The organism is Streptomyces sp. R21, from assembly GCF_041051975.1.
GTDB lineage: Bacteria > Actinomycetota > Actinomycetes > Streptomycetales > Streptomycetaceae > Streptomyces.
This window is the reverse complement of sequence record NZ_CP163435.1, coordinates 167,909-183,934: the sequence shown is the minus strand read 5'-3', so window position 1 is coordinate 183,934 and position 16,026 is coordinate 167,909. Positions and strand designations below refer to the sequence as shown.

The 16,026-nt window shown below is 70.8% G+C and carries 8 protein-coding genes and 1 pseudogene; 8 read left to right on the top strand and 1 reads right to left on the bottom strand.

Annotated elements, in window-relative coordinates; translation table 11 throughout:
- Nucleotide 1: 1 nt before the first annotated feature.
- The 5 genes and pseudogenes from AB5J56_RS00875 to AB5J56_RS00855 all read left to right on the top strand — a co-directional run bounded on the left by AB5J56_RS00875 (nt 2) and on the right by AB5J56_RS00855 (nt 5,797).
- The gene (locus tag AB5J56_RS00875) at nt 2-2,920 is read left to right on the top strand and encodes a BTAD domain-containing putative transcriptional regulator (protein ID WP_369229020.1); all 2,919 of its coding nucleotides are present in this window, start codon (nt 2-4) and stop codon (nt 2,918-2,920) included.
- 301 nt (nt 2,921-3,221) lie between these two features.
- Nucleotides 3,222-3,476, top strand: a pseudogene (locus tag AB5J56_RS00870) (nitroreductase family protein); the annotation flags it as partial.
- A 105-nt stretch (nt 3,477-3,581) separates the two neighbouring features.
- Nucleotides 3,582-4,829: an MFS transporter gene (locus AB5J56_RS00865; protein ID WP_369229018.1), complete on the top strand. Its 1,248-nt coding sequence runs from the start codon at nt 3,582-3,584 to the stop codon at nt 4,827-4,829.
- Between the two features lie 48 nt (nt 4,830-4,877).
- A complete protein-coding gene (locus AB5J56_RS00860) occupies nt 4,878-5,399 on the top strand; it encodes a cupin domain-containing protein (protein WP_369229016.1) in 522 nt (173 codons plus the stop codon).
- Nucleotides 5,396-5,797: a VOC family protein gene (locus AB5J56_RS00855; protein ID WP_369229014.1), complete on the top strand. Its 402-nt coding sequence runs from the start codon at nt 5,396-5,398 to the stop codon at nt 5,795-5,797. Before AB5J56_RS00860 ends, AB5J56_RS00855 begins: the two co-directional genes overlap by 4 nt.
- 165 nt (nt 5,798-5,962) lie before the next feature.
- On the opposite strand, the gene AB5J56_RS00850 is transcribed toward AB5J56_RS00855, so the two are convergent.
- Nucleotides 5,963-7,555, bottom strand: a complete 1,593-nt coding sequence (locus AB5J56_RS00850) for an amidohydrolase family protein (RefSeq protein WP_369229012.1) — start codon at nt 7,553-7,555, stop codon at nt 5,963-5,965.
- Nucleotides 7,556-8,210: 655 nt separating this feature from the next.
- Between AB5J56_RS00850 and AB5J56_RS00845 the strand changes: the two genes are divergently transcribed.
- From AB5J56_RS00845 to AB5J56_RS00835, 3 genes are all read left to right on the top strand, one after another.
- On the top strand, nt 8,211-9,764 hold the full coding sequence (locus AB5J56_RS00845; RefSeq protein WP_369229010.1) for an alpha/beta hydrolase: 1,554 nt from the start codon (nt 8,211-8,213) through the stop codon (nt 9,762-9,764).
- An 847-nt stretch (nt 9,765-10,611) separates the two neighbouring features.
- Complete coding sequence (locus AB5J56_RS00840; RefSeq protein WP_369229008.1) at nt 10,612-14,403, top strand: P-loop NTPase fold protein; 3,792 nt, start codon at nt 10,612-10,614, stop codon at nt 14,401-14,403.
- A gap of 612 nt (nt 14,404-15,015) precedes the next feature.
- Nucleotides 15,016-15,369: a hypothetical protein gene (locus AB5J56_RS00835; protein ID WP_369229006.1), complete on the top strand. Its 354-nt coding sequence runs from the start codon at nt 15,016-15,018 to the stop codon at nt 15,367-15,369.
- Nucleotides 15,370-16,026 lie beyond the last annotated feature (657 nt).

Genomic DNA, 16,026 nt, shown 5'->3' with positions numbered 1-16,026 from the left:
CATGCAGTTCGCAATCCTCGGCGAGACTCGAGCATGGCACGGCGACGGCGGCGACGTCGCGTTGGGCGGACCGGCCCGACGGGCGTTGCTGGCCCTGCTGTTGGTGCGCCCCGGAGATGTCGTCTCGACGGACCGGCTGGCTGACGAGATCGACCCCACCGGGGCGCTTTCGGCCCATTCGCTGCAGTCCCAGGTGTCCAGGCTCCGTAGCGCACTGGGCGCCGGGGCCGCGATCGAACGGGCCGGGGCGGGGTATCGGATCGTGGTCGATCCGGACGATGTGGACACCTGCCGGTTCGAGCGTTTGGCGGGGGAGGGGCGTGCGGCGCTCGTCGACGGCGACGCCAAACGGGCGGTCGTGCTGCTGTGTGAGGCGCTGGAGTTGTGGCGGGGACCGGCGCTGGCCGACCTGCCCGAGAGCGAGACCGCCCAGGCCGCCGCCGTGCGGCTGGAAGAGCGTCGGCTCGGGGCACTCGAAGACCGCATCGAAGCGGGGCTGCGGCTCGGCGAACACACGGCGGTCGTACCTGAGTTGCGCGAGTTGGTCGGCCGCCATCCGCTCCGGGAACGGCTGGCGGGGCTGCTGATGCGGGCGCTGTTCGCCGAGGGCGGGCAGGCCGAGGCGCTGGTGGTGTTCGAGGAGACCCGGCGTCACCTGGCCGACGAGCTGGGCGCCGATCCCTCGGCCGAACTGACGGCGTTGCACAGGGAGCTGCTGAGCATCGATCCGACGGCGTCGCCCGCCGCGCCGCCCGCCCAGCTGACGAGTTTCGTGGGGCGCGCCGAGGAGGTGACGGAAGTCGCCGAGGCGTTGCGGGTGGCTCGGCTGGTCACCCTCCTCGGGCCGGGCGGCGTCGGCAAGACCCGGCTGTCGGTCGAGGTCGCGGGTGTCGGGGGCGTTGCGGGCCAGGTGTGCTTTGTGGAGCTGGCACCGCTGCGCGACGGCGCCGGCCTGCCGCATGCCCTGCTGGGCGCGCTCGGCCTGCGGGAGAACGGGCTTCAGATGGACGGCGGAGCGAAGGCGCCGGTCGATCGTCTGATCGCGGCGCTGTCCGACCAGGTGCTGCTGCTCGTCCTGGACAACTGCGAGCACCTTGCCGACGAGGTCGCCGGGCTGGCGGCGCGGCTGTTGGCGGCCTGCCCGCGGCTGCGTGTGCTGGCGACGAGCCGGGAGCCGCTCGGCATCATCGGCGAGTACCTCTTCTCCGTGCGGCCGCTCGACGAGGACGCGGCTGTACGGCTGTTCACGGAGCGGGCCGGTGCCGTGCGGCGCGGCTTCACCGCCGACCCCGAGATCGTGCGGCGGATCTGCGCGGCGCTTGATGACCTGCCGCTGGCCATCGAGCTCGCCGCGGCGCGGTCGCGCACCCTGGACATCGACGACCTGGCGGGGCGGCTGGACGACCTGCTCGCCGTCGGCGCCCGCAGCAACCGCGCGGCGGACGAGCGGCACCGCACGCTGCGCTCGGTGGTCGCGTGGAGCTGGGACCTGCTGTCCGAGCCCGAGCAGCGGGCCGCGCGGCGGTTCACGGTCTTCGTCGGGGGCGCGACGGCCCAGTCCGCGCTTCGGGTGTGCGGCACCGACGGTGAGACGCTGGAGGCGCTGGCCGACAAGTCGCTGCTGGAGGCCGCGGGCGGCCGCTACCGGATGCTGGAGACGATCCGCGCCTACGGTGCCGAACGCCTCGACGCGGCGGGCGAACGCGAGTCCGTGCAGCGCGCCCACGCCCAGCGCCTGCTGGAACTCGTGCGGACGGCCGACCCGCATCTGCGGCGGGCCGAGCAGCTGGAGTGGCTGCCCGTGGTCGCCGCCGAGCACGGTGACCTCCTGGCGGCGCTGCGCTGGGCGGTCGAGGAGCCGGCAGTGGAAAGGGCCTTCGAGTTGCTCGCCGCGGCGTTCAACTACCTGTGGATCCGCGGCGCGTCCGCGTCGGTCGCGCCCCTGGCGATCGCACTGCTCGCATCGGTGGGCGAGGCGGTCCCCGACGGGCTCGGCGAGGAGTACGCGACGTGCGTGCTGCTCGCCGGCGCGGCGTCGGCAGCGGGCGATGCCGGGGGGCAGGTGTGGCAGCGGCACCGTGCGACGGCCGGCAAGGCGCTGGTGGCCGCGTGGCCCGGCGACCGGTCGGGCCGCTACCCGATCGTCCTGCTGCTGTGGATGATGCGGAACGCAGACGGACCTGACCCGCAGGGTGCATTCGCGCTCGTCTCGTCCCAGCGCGACTGTCCCGAGCCGTGGGCGCGGGCCGCCGCCCACTACGTGTCGGGATTCGGGCACCTCGGCCAGCGGGATCCCGCGGCGGCCGAGGACGCCTTCGGCCAGGCCCTGGAGGGATTCCGTTCGCTCGGTGACCGCTGGGGCGCCGCACTGGCCCTGGACACGCTGGCCGGCCTGGCCGGCGCGCGCGGCGACCGGACGCGGGCGGTCGCGCTGACCGACGAGGCCCTGGTGCTCACCGAACGGCTCGGCGCTCTGGAGGACAGCGCCGACCTGCTGGTCAACCGGGGCGATCACCTCGCCGGGGACGACGCGGCGGGGGCCCGTGACGCCTATGCGGGCGCTGCCGCGCTCGCCCGCCGCGCCGGCAGCTCCACCTACCTGGCGGCTGCACTGCGCGGGCTCGGCGACATCGCCCTCGAGAAGGGCGACCTGGCAGAGGCGGAACGGCTCTACAGCGAGGCGCTGGAGCGGATCGATCCGCACTGGATCAAAAGTCTGGGGCCCCGGGTGCGCACGCTCATCGGCCTCGGCCGCGTCGCCGAAGCCCGCAGCCACCACACGCAGGCACGCAAGCACTACCGGCAGGCCGCCGAGGCCGCTGACACGGTCGGGGCGCACGCCCCGGAGGTGCTGCGCATGCTGGGGTTGTCCGAGAAGGCCCTGGAGTCCGTCCTTGAGGCCGTGGCCGCGCACCGGTGAGCGCGGCCATTCCTCCGCGGCGAGCAAGCGAGCAAGCGGGCGAGCGGGTGTGCAAGCGGGCGGGCGTGCAAGCGAGCGCGGTGAGCGCACGGTGAGCCCGCGGTGAGCGGTCCCGTAGAAGGTCTGAGGCATGACGAACCTCAAGGCACTGATCTCCGGCGCTTCCGTCGCCGGCCCCGCGCCCGCCTACTGGCTGCATCGCCATGGCTTCCAGACCACCATCGTCGAGCGCGCCCCCGCGCTACGCCGTCGACTTCCGCGGCGAGGCCCACCTGACGGTCCTGCGCCGCATGGGCTCCTCGCCGGCCGCCCGGTCCGCGAGGAGTCCGCGCTGCTCAACGCGACACTCCAGGCGGCGCACTTCATCCCCGGCGGGCGGGCGGCAGGGCCGGCCGCGGGGCCGATGACCGGCTTCGGCTTCCCGGGTGTGCACAAGGAGCTCCTCGACGACGACCACACGCCTGTGATGGTCGTGAACATCGGCCACCCCGCAGCGGACACCTGGTTCCCGCGCCCGCTACGGCCCGCCTGCCACGAGGCCGTCACCACGGTCTGAGCCGCCTGAGCCGCCTGAGCCGCGTGAGCTGCTTGGCCTGCCTGAACCGCCTTCCTGACGTCCCTGAGCCCTCCACGCCGACCCCCGCACCGTCCGGAGCCCGCCATGTCCCTGCTTGCCCGCCCCGACCCCCGCCGCGCCGCGCAGACGCCGGCCCCCGCCACCGCGCCCGCCACACCGGCGCGCCAAGTCCCTTCCGCCTGGCTGGCGTTGCTGGCCGCCCCGGTCGCCGCGAGCGCCAACAGCCCGGTCCTGATCCTGCCCGACATGGCCGGCTCGCTCGGCATCCGAACGGCCACGGCGACCTGGCTCGTGACGGTCTTCGCCTGGGCCATGGCCGTCGGCACCCCCCTGATGGCGGGCCTGCTGCGCCGCCGCGGCCTGGGCAACACGCTCCGGCTGAGCGCGACCCTGATCGTGACCGGCACCGCGGTCGTCGCCGCGGCACCCTGGCTGCCGCTGGCCATGGCAGGCCGGGCGGCCCAGGCGGTGGGCGGCGCGGGCCTGGTCACCGCGGCGATGAGCCTGGCCGGTTCGGTCCGCCGAATGGGAGTGATCACGGCAGGCTTCGGGACGCTGGGCGCGGTCGGACCGCTGCTCGGCTCCGCGATCGCGGGCACGGCCTCCTGGCGGATGTCCCTCGCCGTCGGAGCGGTCGCCCTCCTGGCCCTGCCGGCCGTCATGCGCCGCGCCGACCTGTCCGCACCCCAGCAGACCACCCCCTTCGACGGCCGGGGCGCCGCCCTGCTGGTCCTGACGGCGACAGCCCTGGTACTCGTCCCGCGCTACCCGCTCCCGGCGGCGGCCGCCGCGCTGATGACGGCCGCGCTACTGGCCCTGCACATCCGGTCCAACCCCACCGGCTTCGTCCCCGCACCGCTGCTGCGCACCCGGGCCTTCGCCCTCTCCGCCCTGCTCGCCTGCACCCTCGCGACCTCGTACTTCACGCTGCTCTTCACCATCCCGCAGCTGCTGCACGACCGTACCGACTGGTCGACCTCCACGATCGGCACCGGCCAACTCGCCGCCCTCCTCACGGGCTCCGTGCTCTCCATGGTGCTGGCCGCGGCCTCGGCCCGGCTGGGCCGCCCGCGCGTCCTGACGATCCTGCTCACGGCCGGAGCACTGGCCCCGCTCACCGCCGTGCTGACCCCCTGGGCGCCGCTGCTCCTGCTGGTCGCGACGCTGGCCGTCTTCACGACCAGCGCGGGCCAGGCCACGCTCGCGGTATACGCCACCCAGGCCGCGCCGACCGCTCAGCGCCCCACAGCGATCGGCCTGTTCAACCTCTGCTACCAGCTGGGCGGTGCCTTCGGCCCGGCGATCGCAGCCCTGATCACGCTGGGCGGCTGACCTGCCTCACCCCAGTTCCATCCCATCCGCACACCCAGGAGCACCCTCATGAACAAGGAAACACCCACCATGCCCGCGACCACGACCCCGCTCGAGGCGCTGCTGGTCCGCCAGGCAGATGCCGAGACCTGCGCCGACCCGAGCAGCGTGATGACCCTGCTGGCCGACTCGGACGGCACCGCAGGCGGCTGCACAAGCTACCGATCCGCCTTCGCCAAGGGCGCGACAGGGGCGCCTGCCCACTTCCACACCCGGGCATCGGAACTCTTCTTCGTCATCAGCGGAGCCCTGCAGGTCCTGGTGGGAGAGGACGTCACCGTCCTGAAGGCAGGCGACTTCCTCGCCGTACCGCCCCACACCCCGCACGCCTTCGCGGCCGCCCCGGGCTGCGAAGCGGATGTCCTGTTCGTCTTCACCCCCGGTATGGGCAGGTTCGACTACCTGCGCCTGCTCGGCCGGGTGATGCGCGGCGAGGCAGACCCGAAGGAGATCGCCGAGTCCTCGGAACGCTTCGACAACCACTACGTCGACAGCCCGGTCTGGCGCGCCGCCCTGGAGCGTTCCGCGTGATCGACTCCACGACCCGGATCCGGGTGGCCCGGCCCTCACGGAACCTCGCAGCCGCCGAGCGCTTCTACGTGGACGGTCTCGGCCTGGACGTCCTGTGGCGCTCCACCGAGCGCGTCGCGGGTGAGCACGACCTCCTGATGGTCGGCCCGCCGGGCGCCGCCTGGCACGTCGAACTCACACATGACCCCCAACGGCCGCGCGAGCCCACCCCGACAGCGGACGACCTGTTCGTCATCTACCTCGGCGCCCCCGTCGACCAGGCCCTGATCGACCGCCTGGAGTCCCATCGGGGCACCAGAGTTCCCGCCCACAACCCCTACTGGGACAGATACGGCGTGACCGTCGCCGACCCCGACGGATACCTGCTCGTCCTGTGCTCACGCACCTGGACCATCTGAACCCACCGCCTCACCACGGCACGGCGGACTCGCCCGCCTGCACCGGACGCCTGACTGCAGCCGTCCGGTGCAGGCGGGCCGTCGCCGTGGAGCCGGCTGAAGCCGACGTCCAGGTGCGGGTCGTACGCCTCGGGTCTGAGGTCCGGTCATGGGTGGAGCACTCGCCTAAGCGGCGGGGTGCCCGCCGCAGCCGCAGCCCGTCATGGCCGCCCCCTCCTGGGGCGGCGGGGTCTGTGCGGCGGCCTCTTCCACCGCCGCGAGCAGCCGACGGCGCTCCTCCGGCGGGATCCACCTGCCGTCGACCACCACGCCGTGGATACGGCGGGTGTTGCGGATGTCGCGCAGCGGGTCGGCGTCGAGGACGAGCAGATCGGCGGCCTGTCCGCGGGCCACGGTGCCGACGGCGGGCAGGCCGAGGGTGCGGGCCGCGTCCCGCGTGGCCGCGCGCAGGGCCTCGGCCGGGGTGAGGCCGGCCGCCACGAGCAGCGCCAGCTCGTCGTGGAGGGCGAAGCCCGGGACGAGGTATCCCGTGCCGGTGTCGGTGCCCGCCGCCAGCCGCACACCCGCGCCGTGCAGTTCGCTCACCAGCCGGAGCCGGTGCGCGAAGATCTGGCGGATCTGCCCCTCCTGCTCGGGGGTGCGCCCACCGGTCAGGGCCGCCAGCTGGTCCGGCCAGCTCTCCGTCTGCCAGGCGGGCAGGTACTTCCACTCCTCGGCCCGGGACGGAACGTCGTGGGGCAGCTCCAGTGTGCGGTGCACGCTGAGCGTGGGGACGACCGCGGTCCCGTCGGCCGCCAGACCCGCGAAGAGGGCGTCCGCCCGGTCCCGGTCGTAGCCCTGCACCGCCCGCCATTCGAGGGGATGCACCTGCTGGAACCAGCTGTGGTAGCGGGACAGGCTGCTGGGGTCGCGCGGGTCGATCCGTACGGCGGCCAGGCGGCGCCGTATCTCCTTCTCGTGCCGTGAGGTCGCCAGGAGCAGCGCGTGCAGGTGCTCGATGGTGCGGTGGCCGGTGGCGCTCGCCTCCGCGATCCGTACGGTGTCGGGGCAGTGCCCGAGGTGGGGGATGCCCTGGCGCTGTGCCTCGTCCGCGATGGCGAAGTAGGCCTCGCGGGACAGGCGGGAGTACACCTTGACGAAGTCCGCGCCCTCGCGCTTGACCCGCCGTACGGCGCGCCGGGCCTCGGCCGCGTCGCGCACCTCGATGGTGGGGCCCACGTCGGCCGCCCACAGGGAGGGCGTGCCGTCGACGATGGGGCTGCCGATCACCCAGCGGGGGCCGAGCAGTGCACCGTTGCGGATCTTCTCGCGCCACTCGTGGTGGACCGGCTGGCCCCGCATCTCCCGGACCGTGGTGACGCCGGTGAGGGCGTACAGCGCCGGGATCACTGTCTCCGGGCCGTCGCTGTGGGTGTGCGCCTCGATCAGTCCCGGGATCAGGTATTTGCCGGTCAGGTCGACCGTGCGGGTGTCCGGGCGGAGCCGGGCGTGTGCGCTCGGGGCGAGTTGGGTGATGCGGCCGCCCTCGACGACGACCGTCATGTCGGGGGCCGGGGGTGCTCCCGATCCGTCGATCACGGTGACGTGGGTGAACGCCAACGGGCCGGTGTGGGCGCCGTTTGCGGCCCTGGTCCCGGCCGCGCGTGCCGTGCCGGCGGACGCCGTGCCCGTCAGTGCCGCACCCGTCATGGCGGCGGCCCCGGCCAGGAACCCTCGTCGGGCCATGCCGCGATGTGCCCCAACTGCTGCTTCGGACATGCTGTTTCCCCTCCTGCTGGTGATTTTGTCGGCCGTGTCCGCCGACCCCTCACGACTCTGGCGGACACGGGGCGGCAGGACAGTGCGGCCAGACGGTGCGTGTGGGGGTGGTGCTGGGACCACCGAGGGCCGTCCCCGGCTCATGGACGTTGCCGGGGTGTGTTGTCCTGGTCGGCATCTCCGTCGCCAACGCGCCTTCGTCGGCATCGCCGGCCTTCTGATCTGTTACCGCCGCAGCGTCGGGTGACCTTCCCGCGTTCGTCTTCCTGCGGCCGGGGGTAAGTGAGCCTCCTCGCTCCCAGGCGGCGAACAGCCGACTCGCTCACCCGGGCCACCTGCCTGAACACAACTCCCTGGAAGCCTGGGGGAGTTGATTGACAGAGCAGCGTTCAGCGCGACCCAGCCGGCCCCGCAGCCACACCCTGGCCACCATGCCGTTCGTGCGGTGGATTGAGGTCGCCGGTGGTGTGGTCGCGACGGCCGGCGGCGTGCTGGGACCGTCCGGCTTCGTGTGTTGACAGGCCGCCATTCCTCCTCCCGGATGCTGTGCGCCATCGCGCCGTACCCGGCGCGGTACATTCGACGATCGGACGATCACGGGTACGGGCATGCGGGCACGGGGCAGGCGTCCAGGGGCGGGAACACGGGGACTTCATTGAGTGACGCACATACGGTACGAAGCCGCAGACCGGGCCTCTCGGTCGGTGCGCTCATCATCGCCGGGGTCGTCCTTGCCGCGATCGGGGCCGTCGGCGCCTGGCTCCAGCACGACGCTCCCCGCCGGAGTGCGGAGCCGCGTACGGAGTTCACCGCGAACAACCCGCCCGCCGGTCTGCCCACCGTGCTCACCACCGGCCAGCACCTCCACTGGTCCCGCTGCACCTCGCCGCCCACCGCGCGCACGGGCTACGACTGCGCCGCCATGAAGGCCCCCCTCGACTACCGGAAACCAGACGGCAGGACGATCGACGTCGCCCTGATCCGCCGCAAGGCCACCGGCCCGAACGCCCGGCGCATCGGCTCGCTCGTCCTCAACTTCGGCGGCCCCGGCGTGTCCGGCGTGAGGGGACTGCCCGAATTCCTCAACCAGTACAAGCCGCTCCTCGACCGCTACGACCTGGTCTCCTTCGACCCGCGCGGCGTTGGCGCGACCATCCCCGTGCGCTGCGGGAAAACCGCGGACGACACCGGTTACGACGGGGCCGACGCCTGCGCCGAGCATTCCGGGGCGCTCCTCCCGTACATCGGCACCTCGCACACCGCGCGCGACCTCGACCTGATGCGCTACCTCCTCGGCGACGAGCGGCTGCACTACTTCGGCGTCTCCTACGGAACGGCGCTCGGCGCGGTCTACGCCCACCTGTACCCCTCGCACGTCGGACGGCTCGTCCTCGAAGCGTCCGTCGATCCGACCGAGGACCTCGACGAGGAGCAGGTGTCGCAGGTCAAGGCGGTCCAGGCGGCGTTCGACCGGTTCGCTGCGCACTGCGCGGCCCGTGTCCGCCACTGCCCGACCGGCGACGGGCCCGAGGAGGCCGCGCGGCGCATGGCGCGCCTGGCCGACCGCCTGGAGAAGAAGCCCGCCCCGGCCGGCGGCGGAAGGAACCTCGACGCCCACGACCTCGCGTACGCCGTCAGCGACCATCTCGACCTCGGCACAGACGGCTGGTCGCCGCTCGCCAAGGCCCTCACCGCGCTGATCGACCACAACGACGGCCGTCCGCTGAGCAAGGGCGCGGACGACATCGGCTCCGCCGACCGCGCGGCGACCCCGCGCGACAGCAGCCGCGCCGCCCGGACCGCGATCACCTGCGCGGACTCCAGCCTGCGCCCCGGCTTCGAACGCCTCGACAGGGACGAGGCCCGCATCAAAGCCGCCTCGCCCGTCTTCGGCGTGGCCTGGTCCACCGGCGTCTACCTCTGTTACGACTGGCCGTTCGACGGCGAGCGCGCCACGCCCCAGGTGAACGCCGACGGCGCGGCCCCCGTCCTCGTGGTCGGCGGTACCGGCGACCCGATCACCCCATACCCCGGCGCCCGCCGCATGGCCCGCGCCCTGGGCGACGGTGTCGGCGTGCTCCTGACGGCCGAGGAGGAGGGCCACGGCACATACCCGCAAAACCGCTGCGTCACGGAGACGGTCGACCAATACCTCCGCACCGGCCGCACCCCGGCCCCAGGGACGGTGTGCCGGGGCAGCATGTCCTGAGGCCCGTACGAATCCGCCGGGCGGCCGTCAGCACACCGGTTCGCTCGCAGGGGCCCCGGGCGTGCACCACCACACCGCCCGGTCCACAGGGGACGGATCTGGATCGGCGCCGCAGTCATCGCCCCCGGCCTCTACGGCGCGGTCGCGACCTTCCAGAGCGAAATTCCGCCGTACGCAGCCAGAATGCGCCCGAAGTTGTCTTGTTCCTCGGCATCCGCCGTTGTGGGTCCTACCGGTCGGTCACATGGTTCGAAGGCGCCATCCCGGCCCTCGTTGGCGGCGGAGGTGGGTGGGCAACGGCCGCCTCGCCGCCGCCCGGTGCGGGCCTGCGCTCGTACTGGTCGTGCCAAGCAGCGATCGTGAAACAAGTGCAATGGCTGCCACGAGCAGTTGGACCGCGCCTGCGAAGGAATGTGCCGAGTACAGGAAGAGGACGGCGATTACGAGCACGCCCGCTGTGAACCCGGCGAGCCAGAGGAGCGGTGATGGGGATTCTTGGAAACGGGAGTGGGGGCTGCTAATGAACAGGTCCCCGTACAGGCGCCCAGCAAATCGCGGAGGTAGGCGGCGAAGACGGCCGCGACCGCAAGCGGTGCCACGATGCCCCTCTGCCACGGCCCGAGTTCATCGTTCCCGGTCCCTGCCTCGCATGCGGCCACTAGCCTGAAAGGTGCCGAATAAGTCCACACAACGCAGATTGATACTCCGTCATGCGCAAACTGCGGTGTCCTGGTGAGACCCAGGTTCAGCCAGCGACTGCGGGTGGCGGATCCGGACACACGGCTGAGCGCACTCGGCGTCGCTCTGGAGGACATCTTGTCCGTACCTCGGCAGGAGGGGGCTACGCATGGCGACGGCTGGAGAATTGAATCAGCCGCCACGGCGTCCGCAGGATATTCAGCTCACTCCTCAAGAACGAGGCATGTTCCTCAGAGCGATCGCTGGCATCTACCGGGACATGGACTCAGCTCGAGTGCTGCTGGACAACATCGGCTTCCCCAGGGCCCAGTTGCCCAGCTTCACCAGCGCGACCAACTTCTGGAACGAGGTCTTCTTCCAGATCGAAGCCGGCGTTCCCACGACGTACCGGCTGATGTTGGAGACCGCCCTCCAGCACTACGGCGCTCACCCCGACCTGCGCGAACTCGCCGAACGTCACGGTGTGCTGGACGTACCGCCGAATCCGACAAGTACGCCGAGCCCCAGGTGGCGGGGAGTGCCTCTGAGCCAGCCGCTGCTCAACGCCAACTCGGCGTCCCTTGGCGATTGGGGGGCCATGACGTATGTCAACGGTCAGCCCGTTCTCACCGCGGCAGGCCTTGGCGAGCTGAGCATCTGGCATCCCCCGTCGGTGTCCAGCCAGGTTCCGCGGTTGTCCGTCCGCGCCTTCGAGGGGTTTGCGCGGTGGGGGGCTTGGGGGTTGGTCCAGCGTCAACCGGTGCTGGCCACGGGAGGAGAAGACGGGACGATTACCCTGTGGGGCCTCTACGAATCGGGCCAGCGCCCGTATTTGCTGGCGTCCGTCACGCATTCACTCACCGGCCATGATGGCCCTGTGCTGTGGGGGGCATGGACGCACAGTGAGGGGCGGCCGCTGCTGGCGAGCGGGGGAGAGGACGGAACAGTCCGGTGGTGGGATCCAGCCGAGGGTGTACCGCTGGGAAGTCCGCTCCACGGTCATTTCCATCCTGTCTCGTGGGGGGCGTGGGGGATGGCCAATGGCCATCCGGTCTTGGCCACAGGTGGCCAAGACGAGGCAGTGAACTTATGGGAACCCGGGCAGGCTGGGCGAATTGAGAAACAAACGGGTCCCACCCAGTGGGGGGCCTGGGGGATCGTCAACCAGATGCCTGTCCTTGCTACCGGCGGTGATGGCAGCAAGGTCCAGATGAGCAACGTTGACACCACCTCGTCCACCGTGACGGTGATCAGTGAGACGACGGCGGCCGGCCCCCTGTTGTGGGGGACATGGACCACCATCAGCGGCCAGGCCGTCCTGGCGGCCGGAGGGGACGGCCGGGTCGTGAACCTCTTCAATCCCGGTCCTGGGGCTTCAACGGCTCGTGGCCTGATCGGGCACACCGGCACAGTGCGGTGGGGGAGTTGGGGCAGTATCGGGGGGCATCCCGTGCTGGCCACCGGAGGCGACGACAAAACGGTAAGGCTCTGGGACCCGGTCCGTGGCGCAGCGCTGGGGGAACCGCTGACCGGCCACCCCACTCGGGTCCGCTGGGGTATCTGGGGGCAGGTGGGAAACCGGCCGACCCTGTTCACGGGAAGCCGCGAGGAGGTCCGGCCGTGGGAAATCATCGAAGATCGTCCCTTGTCCAGGTTCCTTCCGGCTTACAGGTCGGATGCGGCTCCGGCGGCAGACGAACTGGACCGTACTGACGATGCAGCCGCTGTGGCAGAGCTGGTCACCGCGCGCACCGCGAGGCCTCCCCTGGCCGTCGGGCTGTTCGGGGATTGGGGTGAGGGCAAGAGCCATTTCCTCAACCTGCTGCGCCAGGAGGTCGCGACGGCAGCGCGCCCGGACAACCCGTTGTCTCATACCGCGGTCCGCCAGGTGCAGTTCAACGCCTGGCACTATGCCGAGACAGACCTCTGGGCCAGCCTGGTCGCTGAACTGTTCGCTCAGCTCGCCACTCCCACGGACGGGGATCTGGCGTCCGAACAGCGTCGGCAGTCACGGCTGACAGCGGAATTGATCGCGGAGCGGGGCCTGCGGGAACGGCTGCGAGCTGCCCGCGCGCGTCGGGATGACCTGCGGCGAGCCCTGCGCGAACCGGCAGGTCCCTGGGATTCACTGCCGCCGGCTCAGCAACAGGAGCTGAGGCTTCTCGCCGGTGAGCGCCCCGAAGATGTCTTCCGGGAGGCGGCCCGCAGCGCTGCGGCATTCCAGGAGACGGGCAGAGCGGCTTGGCGGCTTGTCCGCGGCGTTCCTGCAGCCGTGATCGTGAAATTTCTCAGTCTTGTTGCCGCTTCGGCTGCGGTGGCCGCGGCAGTTGTCTGGGGTCTTCCAGGCGTGTGGCGTTGGGCGGCCTCAGCTCCGGGCGTGGCCGGCCTGATCGCGGCCCTGGCTCTGAAAGGGCAGTTCGCAAGTGCGGCGAAGGCGCGTGCAAGCAAGGCGTGGCAGGCAGCACTTCGGTATGGGACGCAGCAGCGCCAGCGCATGGAAACGGCAGCGGAGGTCGCCGAGGCCGAGGTCAACGCGTTCGAGACCCAGCTGCAGAACCTGACGGCCGCCGGGCAGTTGGCGGGACTGGCCATCGAGCGGGCCACGGAGGGCAGCTACCGGGGCCGCCTTGGAGTGATGACACAGATCCGCGAGGATTTCCAGCGCATGGCCCAACTCCTGGCAAGCGCCACCCAGGAGCGGGCGATCCACGCTCACGCCCAGGTCCCAGGCCGTGACTTGGCAGACGGAGAGGAGGTACCCGGCAGCGATGCCTCCGACGGCCGGCCTGACGACAGGAGCGGGGCACGTGCCGATGAAGCAGAGGACGAACTGCCGAGGATCGACCGGATCATCCTCTATATCGACGATCTTGATCGCTGCCCGCCACAGCGAGTCGTCGAAATGCTGGAGGCCATCCATCTGCTGCTGGCCGTCGAGCTGTTCGTCGTCGTGGTAGCCGTCGATCCCCGGTGGCTCCTGCGCTCCATTGCTTCGCACTACCGCGAACTGGTGGATGAGCCCTCGCTTCTCGCGCAGGACGATGCCGAGGAAGGGAGCCCGGTCGACCCCGACGACGAGGAACTGTGGCGCTCAACCCCCACCCAGTACCTGGAAAAAATCTTCCAGGTGGTCCTCACCCTGCCGCCCCTCGACACGAACGGATACCAGCGTCTGTTGCGGACACTGGTCGGGACCGCAGCTACCAAGCCACCGGAGACGCCAGCTGCCCCCACCCCCTCGGACGCGGACACAGCAAAGCCATCTGCCGAACCTGAGGCTCCTGCACCTGAGACGGACGGCGAAGAACGCACCGAGCCGACAGGTGCGTGGGCAGAGCTGCCCGCCGCCCGCGTCGTGGAGCGGGTCGACCCCCTGACCCTCACCGCAGACGAGATCACGCTCATGGATCTGCTCGGCCCACCACTCCTGGTGTCCACGCCACGAGCGGTCAAGCGGTTCGCCAACAGCTACGGCCTGCTCACAGCGATGCGCCATGCACATCGCAACGCAGACCTCGCCAGACAGCACGTCTCCCCGTCCGGCAACAGGCTGAATGGACGGCAACCGGTCGCGTACTGGCCCTACCGGAGCAGTATGGTGCTGCTCGCCGCGCTCATCTCCTACCCGTCCCTGGGACCAGCGCTCTTTTTGCACCTGCACCACGCCGCGACGCGTGACCCTGATCAAACATGGGCGCAGTTCCGCACCACGCTGACCCCGCGCCAGGAGCCCGCAACCTGGTGCAACGATGCCGATCCACGCATGACACCCGTTCAGGCACAGCAATGGCAGGCCCTGCTGCGCGGCATCGATCACGTTGCCACTGCGGCTGCCGACGCCGGGCTGCCCCTGCCAGAGCCACTGTCTGTGTGGGCGCAATGGGTCGTCCCGGTGGGACGGCTGTCGTTCCCGACCGGCCGCATCGTCAGCACCCTGGAGCGACAGCACCCGCTCCCGTAGCGGCAGGCACAGCCGCTTCCCATGATCGCGCCCACTTGGAGACTGGGACATGAGTTCCAGTCGCGCTCGTGCGCTCCTCGGGGGCACCTCGTCGTAGGCGTACGGCTCGAACTCGGGCGGGGTCTGCCGGGCGTGCCGCAGGTTGCCGCAATCGTCGCCCCCCGCCCGCCTCGCTGCCGAGTTCGGTGAGGCGGGCGCCTGCATACCTCCCCCGGAGGATGGGCCCCGTGCCCCCGCCCGGGGGCACTCCCCACAGCGCGCCGCATGTCAGGAGTGTCACGGGCGGCCGGAGATGGTCGCGAGACCGACACCCTTATGAAGACACGTACTTGTCGCCATCATGGCCTGGTCACGAATCACGCACACACCGGGCCGGGAATCGTGATGGCCCCCCGAGTAACCTCCTCCAATCCATCCGGAAAAGTGCTCTGGTGCACGAACATTTGGGTAAGTGCCTGAATAGGAAGCCATATTTGGGTCATCGCGGACGGCGGTGTAACACCGCAGCGCATGCCGAACGCAGAAGCAGGCAGAAGCGGGGCGACGACCCGGAACGAATTTCGACACCGGGAGCGAGCGCGCCGAAATGGCACTACGTCGATCGGATTTCCTGTGAGCAACATCGACCCGGTTCCCGGATATCAGACGTACAACCAGCCCCCGGGCCCGGACCGCTCCATACGCCGTCAGGCCGCCACGCGGCGCACGGCCCTCACCGTCTGCACGATCGCCGACATCGCGGCGGGCCTGCTCGGCCTGTGGATCCTGTTGTTCCTGCTCGACGCGAACCAGACGAATGTGTTCGTCGAGTTCGTGAGAGGAACGGCGAACTGGCTGGCCTGGTGGTCACAGGACATTTTCACGATGGACACAGAGGGGCTACGCGTTGTCCTCAATTTCGGTCTCCCGGCTGTCATGTATTTGCTGATCGGCCATGGGATCGCTGCCCGGCTCAACCGAGCCTGACAGCGGACCGCCCTTTTATCGATCGCCACCAAAGCCGCTGCCGCCAGTGCCTTCCCCGCCGCCAACCATGCAGGGAAGGGGCGGCAGCCGAAGGGCCGACTGTGACACGCACCTCCACTGAAAACGATCACCTGCCGATCTATGAGGACCTGGTACGCGAACGCGGTGACGCCGTGGCCGAAGCTCAGCGGGCGGCCGCGCACACGCAGCATCAGGCCTCGGAGCTACTGACCAGACGGGATGCGACCCAGCAAGCCCATCGCCGGGACGCTCACACCAGAGCCACTGCGGGTGGTCAGCCGGAGTGGCGCGGGACGCAGCCATAGGCGAACTCGGGGCGGATACGTCCGCCTGCCCCGTCCTCACCTGAAGCATCCCCACAGGAGCATCACGCAGGCTGCACACAGCCTTTCGAAAGCCTCGTTAGCGTGACTGACCGCTCGATCCCCTGTGCGAACGTGACCAGGCCGTGGCCCAGGCGGGCCGACGGCGCAGCCGAACCAGGAAGACCCGAAGACCGCAATGGACTACTGCTCCTCGTGTCGCCGGCATCTCAACGGCGCCCTGGTGTGTCCCGGGTGCGGCGCTTACGCACCGGACATCGCCCCACACGCCACCGATCGCCGCAGCAATTCTGCCCTGGCAATGACGGGCGCC

Excerpts from the sequence above, each read along its gene's own strand:
- AB5J56_RS00875 (WP_369229020.1), top strand. The coding sequence starts at position 2 with ATGCAGTTCGCAATCCTCGGCGAGACTCGAGCATGGCACGGCGACGGC.
- AB5J56_RS00865 (WP_369229018.1), top strand. The coding sequence starts at position 3,582 with ATGTCCCTGCTTGCCCGCCCCGACCCCCGCCGCGCCGCGCAGACGCCG.
- AB5J56_RS00860 (WP_369229016.1), top strand. The coding sequence starts at position 4,878 with ATGAACAAGGAAACACCCACCATGCCCGCGACCACGACCCCGCTCGAG.
- AB5J56_RS00850 (WP_369229012.1), bottom strand. The coding sequence starts at position 7,555 with ATGTCCGAAGCAGCAGTTGGGGCACATCGCGGCATGGCCCGACGAGGG.
- AB5J56_RS00840 (WP_369229008.1), top strand. The coding sequence starts at position 10,612 with ATGGCGACGGCTGGAGAATTGAATCAGCCGCCACGGCGTCCGCAGGAT.